This window comes from Streptomyces sp. NPDC107471 (assembly GCF_055582845.1).
Map to the genome: position 1 here is coordinate 25,175 of NZ_JBVJPC010000018.1, position 12,041 is coordinate 37,215.

A 12,041-nucleotide genomic window follows, 5' to 3' on the forward strand; every position below is an offset into this window, starting at 1 on the left:
CTTCAACCGCGGCTCCTCGCTACTCCTCCGTGGGAAGGGCCACTTCGGCGGCCGCTTCGGGGCCCTGTTCGAGGAGCACGTCGAAGCCGTCCTCGTTCAGAACCGGCACCTTGAGTTGCATCGCCTTGTCGTATTTGGACCCCGGATTGTCACCCACAACGACGAAAGACGTCTTCTTCGAAACCGAACCGGTCACCTTCGCCCCTCTGGACTGCAGCGCCTCCTTGGCCCCGTCGCGGGTGAAGCGCTCCAGGGTGCCGGTGACGACGACGGTGAGCCCTTCGAGGGGACGCGGTCCCTCGTCCTCCCCCGAGCCCTCCTCCTCGGTGCGCACGCCCGCGGCCTTCCACTTGCGCAGGATCTCCTGGTGCCAGTCCTCCGCGAACCACTCCTTGAGGGACTTCGCGATGATCGAGCCGACGCCGTCGGTGTTCGCCAGCTCCTCCTCGCTCGCCTGCTCGATGCGGTCGATGGAGCGGAAGTTGCGCGCCAGCGCCTCCGCGGCGACCGGGCCGACATGGCGGATCGACAGACCGGTCAGGACGCGGGCGAGCGGACGGTCCTTGGCGGCCGCGATGTTCTCCAGCATGGCGACGGCGTTCTTCTTGGGCTCGCCCTGCTGGTTGGCGAAGACCGTGACGATCTTCTCCTCGCCGGTCTTCGGGTCGCGCTTGGGCAGACCGCTGTCCTGGTCGAGGACGTACGCCTTGATGGGCAGCAGTCGGTCGATGGTGAGGTCGAACAGGTCGCCCTCGTCGGTCAGCGGCGGGTCGGCGGGCTCCAGCGGCTGGGTGAGCGCGGCCGCGGCGACGTACCCGAAGTGCTCGATGTCCAGCGACTTGCGGCCCGCGAGGTAGAACAGGCGTTCACGCAGTTGGGCGGGGCAGGAGCGGGCGTTGGGGCAGCGCAGGTCGACGTCGCCCTCCTTCATGGGCCGCAGCGCGGTGCCGCACTCGGGGCACTCGGCCGGCATCACGAACTCGCGCTCGCTGCCGTCCCGCAGGTCCACGACCGGGCCGAGGATCTCGGGGATGACGTCACCGGCCTTGCGCAGCACCACGGTGTCGCCGATGAGGACGCCCTTGAGCTTGACGACGTCCTGGTTGTGCAGGGTGGCGAACTCGACCTCGGAGCCGGCCACCGTCACCGGCTCGACCTGGGCGTACGGCGTGACCCGGCCCGTACGGCCCACACCCACGCGGATGTTGATGAGCTTGGTGTTGACCTCCTCGGGCGCGTACTTGTACGCGATCGCCCAGCGCGGGGCGCGGGAGGTGGAGCCGAGGCGGCCCTGGAGGGGGATCTCGTCGAGCTTGACGACGGCCCCGTCGATCTCGTGCTCCACGGAGTGGCGGTTCTCGCCGAAGTAGGCGATGAACTCCCGGACGCCGTCGAGGCCGTCGACCACCTTGTTGTGCTTGGCGGTGGGCAGGCCCCAGGACTTGAGGAGGTCGTAGCCCTGGGAGAGGCGGGTCATGCCGTCGAAGCCCTCCAGGGCGCCGATGCCGTGCACGACCATGTGGAGGGGGCGGGTGGCGGTGACGCGGGGGTCCTTCTGGCGCAGCGAACCGGCCGCCGCGTTGCGCGGGTTGGCGAAGGGCTTGTCGCCGGCCTCGACCAGGCGGGCGTTGAGCTCCTCGAACTTCTCCATCGGGAAGTAGACCTCGCCGCGGATCTCCACGAGGTCGGGGACCTTGTCGCCGGTGAGCCGGTCCGGGATCTCGGCGATCGTGCGGACGTTGGGCGTGATGTCCTCGCCGGTGCGGCCGTCGCCGCGGGTGGCCGCGCGGACGAGCCGCCCGTGCTCGTAGGTGAGGTTGACGGCGAGACCGTCGACCTTGAGCTCGCACAACAGGTGGTAGTCGGTGGTGCCGACGTCCTTCGCCACCCGCTCCGCCCAGGCCGCCAGCTCCTCGTCACTGAACGCGTTGTCCAGGGAGAGCATGCGGGAGCGGTGCTGGACGGAGGTGAACTCGGTCTCGTACGCCCCCGCGACCTTCTGGGTCGGCGAGTCGGGGGTGCGCAGCTCGGGGTACTCCTCCTCCAGCGCCTCCAGGGAGCGCAGGAGCTTGTCGAAGTCGGCGTCGCTGACGACCGGCGCGTCGTTCACGTAGTACCGGAAGCGGTGCTCCTCGATCTGCTCAGCGAGCTGCGCGTGCTTCTCCCGTGCCTCGGCGGGCACCGTCGTCTCCGCTTGCTTGTCGCCGGCCACCGTGTTGTCCTCCCGTTACTCTGGGTTGTCCGCGAGGGATCTCGCCGCCTGGACGCAGTGGGCGAGGGCCCTGCGCGCGTACTCCGGGGAGGCCCCCGCGAGTCCGCACGACGGCGTGACCGTGACCCCCTCCGCGAGAAGGCCCGGATGCAGCCCCAGCCTGCGCCACAACGTCCTGACACCCATGACGCTACCGGCAGGGTCTGACAATGCCGTGTCCGTGCCCGGTACGACACCGGCGAAGAGCCTCGTGCCGCCTTCCACCGCTTCCCCGATGGCGTCGTCGTCACGCTCGGTGAGGAGAGAGAAGTCGAAGGAGATCGCCGTCGCGCCCGCCCTCCGCAACAGGGCGAAGGGGACGTCCGGTGCGCACGAGTGGACCACGACCGGGCCGCCCGCGTGAACCCCGACGACATCGCGCAGGGCCGCCTCGACGACCTGCCGGTCCACGGCCCGGTGGGTCCGGTAGCCGCTGGCGGACCTCACCTGCCCCCTCAGTACGGCGATGAGTGAGGGTTCGTCGAGCTGGAGGACGACCTGCGCGCCGGGGACGCGGCTCCGGACCTCCTCCAGGTGCAGCCGCAGCCCCTCCGCGAGCGAGGCGGTGAGGTCCCGGCAGGCACCGGGGTCGGAGAGGGCGACCTCGCCGTTCCGCAGCTCCAGCGCGGCGGCGAGCGTCCAGGGTCCGACGGCCTGCACCTTCAGAAGTCCCTCGTACCCCTGGGTGAACTCCTCCAGGGCGTCGAGGTCCTCCCCCAGCCAGGAACGCGCCCGCTTGGTGTCGCGGCCCGGCCGGTCCCCGAGCCGCCAGCCGCTGGGCTCCACGCGCGCGTACAGCTCCACGAGCATCCCGGCGGTCCGGCCGATCATGTCGGCGCCGGGGCCGCGGGCGGGCAGTTCGGGCAGGAAGGGGAAGTCCTCGAAGGAGCCGGTGGCGGTCCTGGCGGCCTCCCGGGCGTCGCCGCCGGGAAGGGAGCCGATGCCGGTGGCGGGGGCGAAGCGGATGTCTGCGGTCACGTGTGAAGCCTACGTAGGTGACCGCGGGAGGTTCGCGCCCCCGCCCGGCGACCAGGACGCGTCAGCGGCCCGGGCGGACCGTCAGGTCGTTGATCTCCGCGTCCCTCGGCAGGTCGAGCGCCGTCAGGATCGTCGTGGCCACCGACTCGGGGTCGATCCACCGCGAGGGGTCGTAGTCCTTGCCCTCCTGCTGGTGGACCTTGGCCTGCATGGGGCTCGCCGTGCGGCCGGGGTAGACCGAGGTGACGCGGACGCCGTTGCCGTGCTCCTCGTGGCGCAGGGAGTCAGCCAGGGCCTTCAGACCGTGCTTGGAGGCCGCGTACGCGGACCAGTCGGCGTGGGCGCTGAGGCCCGCGCCCGAGTTCACGAACACCACATGGCCGCGGGCCGCCCGCAGTTGGGGCAGGAAGTGGCGGGTCAGCTCGGCCGGGGCGATCAGGTTGACGTTCAACTGGTGCCGCCAGGACTTCGGGGTCAGGTCGCCGACCGGGCCGAGGTCGACCACGCCCGCGACGTGCAGCAGGGAGTCCACCCGGTCCGGCAGCGTCTGGTGCGAGAAGGCCCAGCTCAGCTTGTCGGGGTCGGCCAGGTCCCCGACCAGGGTCCGCGCGCCGGGGAACTCCGCGGCCAGCTCCTTCGCACGGCCCGCGTCACGCGCGTGCAGCACGAGTTCGTCCCCGCGCGCGTGCAGCCGCCGGGTCACCGCCGCGCCGATGCCGGAGCCCGCTCCGGTGATCACATGTGTAGCCATGCCGCCATGCTCGCATCACGGCGTCACCGGGTGCCGAGCGACTCCTCCAGGTACGCCAGCGCCCCCACCGGCTCCTCCGCGAAGAACACCAGCTCGGTGAGCGGGCGCGGCAGGAAGCCCTCGTCCTCCATGCGCCGGAACTGCTCCTTCAGCCCGTCGTAGAAGCCCGCCGTGTTCAGCAGCACGACGGGCTTCTCCGTGCGCCCGTGCTTCTTCAGCTCCAGGATCTCGGTCGCCTCGTCGAGGGTGCCCGTGCCGCCCACCATGATCACCACGGCGTCGGCCTTCTCCAGGAGCAGTTGCTTGCGTTCGGCGAGGTCCTTGGTGATCACCATCTCGTCCACGCCCGGTCGGACCTTGGCGGAAAGGAAGTCCACCGAGACCCCGACGAGCCGTCCGCCCGCCTCCTGGACCCCGTCCGCGACGACCTTCATCAAGCCCACGTCCGAGCCGCCCCACACGAGGGTGTGCCCGCCCTTGCCCAGCAGTTTCGCGAACTCCCGCGCGGGGCGCGTGTAGCGGTCGTCGAGGTCGGCGGCGGAGAGGAAGACGCAGATTCGCATGAGGTCACCGTACGCGGGAAGAACCGGGGCCCCGCGAGCGCTCTTCCGGTATGGCCGAAGGACACACGATCACCATCGAGCAAGTCGACCAGCACGTGCGCGTGGTGCACGGCGACCAGGTCCTCGCGGAGAGCGAACGCCCTCTCGTGCTGCGCGAGACGGGCTGTCCGCCGCGGTACTACCTCCCCGCCGAGGATGTGCGGCTGGAGCTGCTGACCCCCTCCGACACCCACACCTACTGCCCGTTCAAGGGCACCGCGTCCTACTGGTCGCTGCCGGACGCGCCGGACCTGGTGTGGTCCTATCCCGAACCGAAGCCCGCCGTCGCCGAGATCAAGGACCACCTCTGTTTCTACGAGGTCGACGTGTCCTGACCGATGAGTCCGCCGCCGTACGGCAGTCTCCTCAGGCATGGACAAGAAGACCCTCTCGCGCGACGGCACTCCGATCGCGTACGCACGCACCGGGCAGGGCCCGGCGGTCATCCTCGTCAGCGGCGCGATGTCCACGGGCGGCACGGTCGCGCCGCTGGCGGTGCCGCTGTCCGAGCGGTTCGACGTCCTCGTGCACGACCGCCGGGGCCGCGGTCAGAGCGGCGACACCGCTCCCTACGCCGTGGCCCGTGAGGTCGAGGACCTCGCCGCGCTGATCGAGGCGGCGGGCGGCGAGGCGAGCCTGTGCGGGATCTCCTCGGGCGGTGCGCTGGTCCTGGAGGCCGCGGCGAGCGGACTGCCGGTGCGCCGCATCGCCGTGTACGAGACGCCGTTCGCCGACTTCCTGGAGGGCGGCGCCGAGGGGAACGCCGCGTACACCCGAAACCTCGAAGCGGCGCTCTCGGAGGGCCGGAACGGGGACGCGGTGGAGCTGTTCCTGCGGCTCACCGGCATGGGCGAGGAGATGATCCAGGGCGCCCGTCAGTCCCCCATGTGGCCCGGCATGGAGGCGGTCGCGCCGACGCTCGCCTACGACAACGCGGTCATGGCCGGCGGTCTGGTCCCCCGGGACCGGCTGGCCTCCATCACCGTCCCGGTCCTGGCGGTCGCGGGCGGCGCGAGCCCCGCGTGGATGCGCGAGGCCACCGCGGCGGTCGCGGAGGCGGCCCCGCAGGGCTCGTACCGCGAGCTGGAGGGCCAGACCCACATGGTCGACCCGACCGCGCTGGCCCCGGTCCTGGCGGAGTTCTTCGCGGACTGACGCCCCTGGGGCCCGGCTGTCGACGGCGGCCACGCGTGCGCGTGCCTACGACGTCACGGCCGGCGGGCCGGGTGTCAGGCCACGCCCATCGTCGTCACGGCCGGCGGGCCGGGTGTCAGGCCACGCCCGCCGTCGCCCGGACCGTGGACGCGATCGTCGCCGAGCCCACCACGCGCGTGCCGTCGTACAGGACGATCGCCTGGCCGGGGGCCACCCCGCGGACGGGCTCGGCGAAGGACACCCGCAGCTCCCCGCCGACCAGCTCCGCGGTGACCTCGGTCTCGCCGCCGTGGGCGCGGAGCTGCGCGGTGTAGGTGCCGGGGCCGGTGGGGGCCGCGCCGCACCAGCGGGGCTTGATCGCGCTCAGGGCGGTCACGTCCAGGGCGGCGGCCGGGCCCACGGTCACCGTGTTGTTCACCGGCGAGATGTCGAGGACGTAGCGCGGCTTGCCGTCGGCTGCCGGGGTGCCGATGCGCAGCCCCTTGCGCTGGCCGATCGTGAAGCCGTACGCGCCCTCGTGGGTGCCGACCTTGGCGCCCGACTCGTCGACGATGTCGCCCTCCGCCCTGCCGAGGCGGGAGGCGAGGAAGCCCTGGGTGTCACCGTCGGCGATGAAGCAGATGTCGTGCGAGTCGGGCTTCTTGGCGACCGCGAGGCCGCGGCGCTCGGCCTCGGCGCGGATCTCGTCCTTGGTGGTGACGGTGTCGCCGAGCGGGAACAGGGCGTGCGCCAACTGCTTGTCGTCCAGGACGCCGAGGACGTACGACTGGTCCTTGGCCATGTCGGAGGCGCGGTGCAGCTCCCGCGAGCCGTCCTCACCCACCAGGACCTTCGCGTAGTGCCCCGTGCACACCGCGTCGAAGCCGAGCGCCAGCGCCTTGTCGAGCAGCGCGGCGAACTTGATCTTCTCGTTGCAGCGCAGGCAGGGGTTGGGGGTGCGGCCGGCCTCGTACTCGGCGACGAAGTCCTCGACGACGTCCTCGCGGAAGCGGTCGGCGAGGTCCCAGACGTAGAACGGAATGCCGATGACGTCGGCGGCGCGGCGGGCGTCGCGGGAGTCCTCGATGGTGCAACAGCCACGCGCGCCGGTGCGGAACGATTGCGGGTTCGCGGAGAGCGCGAGGTGGACGCCGGTCACGTCGTGGCCGGCTTCGGCGGCACGGGCGGCGGCGACGGCGGAGTCCACTCCTCCGGACATGGCGGCGAGGACGCGAAGGGGGCGCTGCGTGGTGTCAGTCATAACCCTTCCAGGGTACGGGGCGCGGGAACCGGAGCCGTCGGGTATCCGTTGACGACCACATGGGGGCGACTGAGGGTTCCAGGGACGGCGACCGGCGCATCGGCCGGCGGGCGCTGATCGTCGGCGGGACGGCGGCCGCCGTGGGCTCGGCGGTGCTGGCCCGGGACGAGCTGGCGCGGCTGTGGTGGCGGGCGCCGGGCGTGGAGAAACCGCGGGTCGAGGGCGCGGTCGACTTCGGCGGCGCGCAGTGGGTGGCGGCCTCCGACGCAAACTGGCGGCGCGCGGACCGGCCCGACGACTACGGCATAGACATGGTGGTCATCCATGTCACACAGGGCAGTTTCGCCAGTGCGGTGAAGGTGTTCCAGGACCCTGGGCACGGGGCGGCCGCGCACTACGTCGTCCGCAAGGACGGGCACATCACGCAGATGATCCGCGAACTGGACGTGGCGTACCACGCGGGCAACCGCGCCTACAACGAACGCAGTGTGGGCATCGAGCACGAGGGTTTCGTGGACCGGCCCGAGGACTTCACGGACGCGATGTACGCGGCCTCGGCCCGGCTCACGGCCCGGATATGCGCGCGGTACGCCATCCCCGTGGACCGCGAGCACGTCATCGGCCATGTGGAGGTGCCGGGGACGGACCACACCGACCCGGGCGAACACTGGGACTGGGACCGGTACATGAGGCTGGTGGGGCAGGCCCGGAGCGCTTCCGCGTAGGCGTGCGCTCCAGGGCGGGACGCGGCGGCTCCGGTGGGGGCCGCTGGAGGAGGGCCACGGACACCAGGGCCGGGGGTACTCCCTGGCCCCGCAGTGGGTTCGCCGGCGTGCAGCGCGACGACCCCGGCGACCGGGCCCAGTCCGAGGAACAGGTGGTGGACGGCGACACCCGAGCGCCACGGGGTGACCTCAGGTGGGTCGGGGCCGCGAGCAGGGCGAGGACCTGGGACACGAGGTGCACGCCCGGAGTGTCCTGCGTCGGGCGCCTTACGTCAGCCCCGCCGCGCGGGCGCGTTCCACCGCCGGGCCGATGGCCTTGGCGACCGCCTCGACGTCGGCCTCGGTGGAGGTGTGGCCGAGGGAGAAGCGCAGGGTGCCGCGGGCCAGGTCGGGGTCGGTGCCGGTGGCCAGCAGGACGTGGCTGGGCTGGGCGACGCCCGCCGTGCAGGCGGAGCCGGTGGAGCACTCGATGCCCTGGGCGTCCAGGAGGAGGAGCAGGGAGTCGCCCTCGCAGCCGGGGAAGGTGAAGTGGGCGTTGGCCGGGAGGCGGCCGCCGGGCTCCGGGTCGCCGCCGAGGATCGCGTCCGGGACGGCCGTACGGACCGCTTCGACCAGGGCGTCGCGCAGGGCGCCGATCTCGGTGGCGAACCACGCGCGCTGTTCGGCGGCGAGGCGGCCGGCCACCGCGAAGGAGGCGATGGCGGGGACGTCGAGGGTGCCGGAGCGGACGTGGCGCTCCTGGCCGCCGCCGTGCAGGACGGGCACGGGGGTCCACTCGCGGCCGAGGACGAGCGCCCCGATGCCGTACGGGCCGCCGATCTTGTGGCCCGACACGGTCATCGCGGCGAGGCCGGAGGCGGCGAAGTCGACGGGCACCTGACCGAAGGCCTGCACCGCGTCGGCGTGCAGCGGGACGCCGAACTCTGCGGCGGCGTCGGCGAGTTCGCGGACCGGCAGGACGGTGCCGATCTCGTTGTTGGCCCACATGACCGTGGCCAGGGCGACGTCGGCGGGGTTGCGGGCGATGGCCTCGCGCAGCGCGTCGGGGTGGACCCGGCCGTGCTTGTCGACGGGGAGGTACTCGACGGTGGCGCCCTCGTGCTCGCCGAGCCAGTGGACGGCGTCGAGGACGGCGTGGTGCTCGACGGGGCTGGCGAGGACCCGGGTCCGCGCGGGGTCCGCGTCGCGCCGGGACCAGTACAGGCCCTTCACGGCGAGGTTGTCGGCCTCCGTGCCGCCGGAGGTGAAGACGATCTCGCTGGGCCGGGCGCCGAGTGCCTCCGCGAGGGTCTCGCGGGATTCCTCGACCGTGCGGCGGGCCCCGCGACCGGAGGCGTGCAGGGAGGAGGCGTTGCCGGTGACGCCGAGGTGCGCGGTGAGTGCCTCGACCGCCTCGGGGAGCATCGGGGTGGTCGCGGCGTGGTCGAGGTATGCCATGGTGACGCCGATTCTACGGGTCGCGGGTGTGCGCCCTCAGGCCAGGACCGGCCGGTGCCGTGGCGTCAGAAGCTCCAGGACGGCGTGCTGTCGAACTGCATGAAGGCCACCAGGACCAGGAGGTCGGCCACGCCGAGGCCGAGGCCCAGGTAGGCGCGGCCGCGGCGGGCGGTGCCGCGCCACAGGGCGACCGAGGCCAGGACGATGGCGATCGGGCCGAGGAAGACGTTGAGGACGAGAAGGCCGAGGAGGCCGAGGACGAAGGACGCCACGGCCATGCCGTCGGCGTCGCGGGCGCCCGTCTGGCGGCTGGCCTGCGCGGTGAGCTGCATGGTGATCAGTGCTCCTGGGGACGACGGGGCGGGGGTCAGTGGGACAGGGATCAGTGGGACGGGGTGCGGCGGCGGGCGTGGCGCTCGCGGAGCGCGAAGATGCCCAGCCAGGCGGCGATCACGACGGCGGCGACGGCGGTGAAGGTGAGCGGCGCGTGGGCGACGGTGCCCAGGACGACGCCGAGCAGCATGAGTGCGGCGACGAGGAACAGCATGGGACGGATCCCCCTCCGGTTCGGCGGTCGTAACATTTGGGTGAACAGTTGTGGTTACAGTTGTTCACTGACTCCAGAGTCTAGCGCGTCGTACGGCTTTCCAATTACGGAGAACAGTTGTTAACTGGATGACATGAGTCACACCCTCGGCATCCGGCAGGCACAGAAGCAGAAGACCCGACAGGCGCTCCTGGACGCGGCGTTGGCCCTGCTGGAGGAGCAGAGCCTGAGCAGCCTGGGCCTGCGCGAGGTCACGCGCGCGGTCGGCGTCGCGCCGACCGCCTTCTACCGGCACTTCCGCTCCACCGCGGACCTCGGGGTGGCCCTGGTCGAGGAGGCCCTGGGCAGCCTGCACCCGATGATCCGGACGACGGTGTCCGCGGCCGACGACCACGATCAACGCATCAGGCGCGCCATCGAGTTGATCGCCGGTCATGTGGACGCGTACCCCGCTCACGTCCGTTTCATCGCCCGGGAACGACATGGCGGGGTTCAGCCGGTCCGGGAGGCCATCCGGGAGCAACTGGCCCGGTTCGGGCAGGAGGTGAAGGACGAGCTGGCCAAGGACCCGGTGTCCGAGGGCTGGAGCGACGAGGACCTGCTGATGCTGGCCAACCTCTACGTGGACCAGATGCTGATCACGGCCTCGCTGTTCCTGGAGGCCTTGGAGGCGCCGCCGGAGGAGCGGGACCGGGTCTGCCAGGTGGCCGAGCGCCAGATGCGGCTGATCGGCATCGGCCGCGCACACTGGCTGGATTAGGACCCTCGCGGCGAGGGCGGCACACAGGGGCGGCACCCCCGTTCACCGGGAGTGCCGCCCCTGTCGTACGGCGTCCCGCGCCGGGTCAGCTCTTCGTGGCCGCCGCGCTCGGCGCTCCGCTGGGCGCGCCGCTCGGGGCCGCACCGCCACCGGGACCGCCGCAGCCGCCCATGCCGCCGCCGGGGCCGCCCTGACCGCCCTGGCCGCCGCCGGGACCACCGCTCGGCATGCCGGAGGGGTTGCCGCTGGGCGCGCCCGACGGCCGCGCGGTCCCGTCGGCGGTGGGGGCGCCGGAGGGGGCGCCGCCGGGCATGCCGGACGCGTTGCCCGTGGGGGCCTGACAGTTCTGCTGCCCCGAGGTGCCGCTGTTCGAGGTCGACGACGAGTCGCCCGAGCCGCAGGCCGCCAGGGCGAGGGGCGAGAGCGCCAGCAGGGCCACGGCGGGGAGGAGACGCACACGCTTCATGAGAGACAGCTCCAGGGAGGATGAGGAAGTCCTGAGGCCGGGAACTCTCGCAACAGCCCCTGAGGCTTCGTTGAGTTGGGCCTGTCGCCCACCTGTGCGAGGAGCAAAGCGCGGCTAAAGCCGCCCCTCTGAGCTGCGGTTCTGCTCGGATCGCCCGCCTACTGGCTGGTACAGGTCCGTGACAGAGGCGGCGGCGCGGGCCACCTCCGCGCGCACCTCGGGCGGCGAGAGGACCTCCACCCGGTCGGAGAACTGCAGGAGTTGGCGGGCCTCGCCGACCACGCCGAGGCGGAGCCGGGCCGTCACCCACGTGTTCTCGCCGTCCTCCTCGGGGAGTTCGGCCAGGTACGGGGCCATCAGCCGGGTGAACAGGTCGAGTCGGTCGCGGCGGACCCGGACGGTCACGTCGATGCCGCCGGGCCGCTCCTCGACCCCGCGCCGCAACACGTCCCAGACGTCGGCGAGTTCGACGCCGGGCCGACGCCTGACCGGGTCGTCCAGCACGGCCGCCGACCGCACCCGGTCGGCACGGAACAGCCGCGGGCGTGCCCGCCGGTCGGCGACCAGGTACCAGACCCCCGCCTTGGCGACGAGACCGTAGGGGTCGACGGTGTACGTCCGTGTCTCGCGCTCCCCGCTGTGCCGGTAGCGCAGCCTCAGCCTGCGGTCGGCGAAGACGGCGTCCTGAAGGGCCGCCAGGTCCACGGACCGCTGCGGTCCGCCCTTCCAGCGGGTGGCGTCGACCAGGATGCGGCGGGCGGTCGCCTCGGCGGCCGGGCGGTGCGGGGCGGGCAGCGCGGCCATGACCTTGCGCAGCGCCGAGCCGAGGGCGGAGTCCAGGCCGAGGGCCGCGTGGGCGCCCTGGGCGGCGAGGATGAACAGGGCGCGGGACTCGTCGGCGGTCAGTCCGGTGACGTCGGTGCGGAAACCGGCGAGGAGTTCGATGCCGCCGTGCCGCCCGCGCTCGGTGTAGACCGGGACACCTGCGGCGGAGAGCGCCTCGACGTCCCGGTAGATGGTGCGGACGGAGACCTCCAGCCGCTCGGCGAGCTCGGGGGCGGGAGTGCGGCCTCGGGTCTGGAGGAGCAGGAGGATCGACAGGAGGCGGTCGGACTTCACGGCTCAAGGA

At 72.4% G+C, this 12,041-nt stretch carries 14 protein-coding genes; 4 read left to right on the forward strand and 10 right to left on the reverse strand.

The window, feature by feature from the left end; all coding sequences use genetic code 11:
• Positions 1-19: 19 nt before the first annotated feature.
• The 4 genes from ligA to ACZ66S_RS38645 all read right to left on the reverse strand — a co-directional run bounded on the left by ligA (position 20) and on the right by ACZ66S_RS38645 (position 4,543).
• Entirely contained in the window at positions 20-2,212 is a 2,193-nt protein-coding gene (gene ligA / locus ACZ66S_RS38630; protein WP_469906259.1) for an NAD-dependent DNA ligase LigA, read from the reverse strand.
• A 15-nt stretch (positions 2,213-2,227) separates the two neighbouring features.
• Positions 2,228-3,229, reverse strand: coding sequence for a methionine synthase (locus tag ACZ66S_RS38635; RefSeq protein WP_469906260.1), 1,002 nt, complete (start codon positions 3,227-3,229; stop codon positions 2,228-2,230).
• Positions 3,230-3,290: 61 nt separating this feature from the next.
• Positions 3,291-3,980 (reverse strand): SDR family oxidoreductase, encoded by a 690-nt coding sequence (locus tag ACZ66S_RS38640; RefSeq protein WP_469906261.1) that lies wholly within the window; start codon positions 3,978-3,980, stop codon positions 3,291-3,293.
• Positions 3,981-4,003: 23 nt separating this feature from the next.
• Positions 4,004-4,543, reverse strand: a complete 540-nt coding sequence (locus ACZ66S_RS38645) for an LOG family protein (protein WP_469906262.1) — start codon at positions 4,541-4,543, stop codon at positions 4,004-4,006.
• Positions 4,544-4,593: 50 nt separating this feature from the next.
• On the opposite strand from ACZ66S_RS38645, the gene ACZ66S_RS38650 reads away from it, so the two are divergent.
• Complete coding sequence (locus tag ACZ66S_RS38650; protein WP_469906263.1) at positions 4,594-4,917, forward strand: DUF427 domain-containing protein; 324 nt, start codon at positions 4,594-4,596, stop codon at positions 4,915-4,917.
• A 37-nt stretch (positions 4,918-4,954) separates the two neighbouring features.
• Positions 4,955-5,737 (forward strand): alpha/beta fold hydrolase, encoded by a 783-nt coding sequence (locus tag ACZ66S_RS38655; RefSeq protein ID WP_469906264.1) that lies wholly within the window; start codon positions 4,955-4,957, stop codon positions 5,735-5,737.
• 115 nt (positions 5,738-5,852) lie between these two features.
• Here the strand turns inward: ACZ66S_RS38655 and mnmA are convergent, their stop codons facing one another.
• Complete coding sequence (mnmA, locus tag ACZ66S_RS38660) at positions 5,853-6,977, reverse strand: tRNA 2-thiouridine(34) synthase MnmA (protein WP_469906265.1); 1,125 nt, start codon at positions 6,975-6,977, stop codon at positions 5,853-5,855.
• Positions 6,978-7,036: 59 nt separating this feature from the next.
• On the opposite strand from mnmA, the gene ACZ66S_RS38665 reads away from it, so the two are divergent.
• Positions 7,037-7,702, forward strand: coding sequence for an N-acetylmuramoyl-L-alanine amidase (locus tag ACZ66S_RS38665; RefSeq protein ID WP_469906266.1), 666 nt, complete (start codon positions 7,037-7,039; stop codon positions 7,700-7,702).
• Between the two features lie 267 nt (positions 7,703-7,969).
• Here the strand turns inward: ACZ66S_RS38665 and ACZ66S_RS38670 are convergent, their stop codons facing one another.
• The 3 genes from ACZ66S_RS38670 to ACZ66S_RS38680 form a co-directional block, all read right to left on the reverse strand.
• A complete protein-coding gene (locus ACZ66S_RS38670) occupies positions 7,970-9,139 on the reverse strand; it encodes a cysteine desulfurase family protein (protein ID WP_469906267.1) in 1,170 nt (389 codons plus the stop codon).
• Positions 9,140-9,204: 65 nt separating this feature from the next.
• Positions 9,205-9,471 carry a DUF4190 domain-containing protein gene (locus ACZ66S_RS38675; RefSeq protein WP_469906268.1) on the reverse strand — a complete coding sequence of 89 codons (267 nt, stop codon included), beginning with the start codon at positions 9,469-9,471 and terminating at the stop codon, positions 9,205-9,207.
• 50 nt (positions 9,472-9,521) lie between these two features.
• The gene (locus tag ACZ66S_RS38680; protein WP_086723909.1) at positions 9,522-9,686 is read right to left on the reverse strand and encodes a hypothetical protein; all 165 of its coding nucleotides are present in this window, start codon (positions 9,684-9,686) and stop codon (positions 9,522-9,524) included.
• Between the two features lie 133 nt (positions 9,687-9,819).
• Between ACZ66S_RS38680 and ACZ66S_RS38685 the strand changes: the two genes are divergently transcribed.
• Entirely contained in the window at positions 9,820-10,446 is a 627-nt protein-coding gene (locus ACZ66S_RS38685) for a TetR family transcriptional regulator (RefSeq protein ID WP_469906269.1), read from the forward strand.
• A gap of 85 nt (positions 10,447-10,531) precedes the next feature.
• Here the strand turns inward: ACZ66S_RS38685 and ACZ66S_RS38690 are convergent, their stop codons facing one another.
• Entirely contained in the window at positions 10,532-10,912 is a 381-nt protein-coding gene (locus ACZ66S_RS38690; RefSeq protein WP_469906270.1) for a hypothetical protein, read from the reverse strand.
• A 114-nt stretch (positions 10,913-11,026) separates the two neighbouring features.
• A complete protein-coding gene (locus ACZ66S_RS38695; protein WP_469906271.1) occupies positions 11,027-12,031 on the reverse strand; it encodes a helix-turn-helix transcriptional regulator in 1,005 nt (334 codons plus the stop codon).
• Between the last annotated feature and the right edge of the window lie 10 nt (positions 12,032-12,041).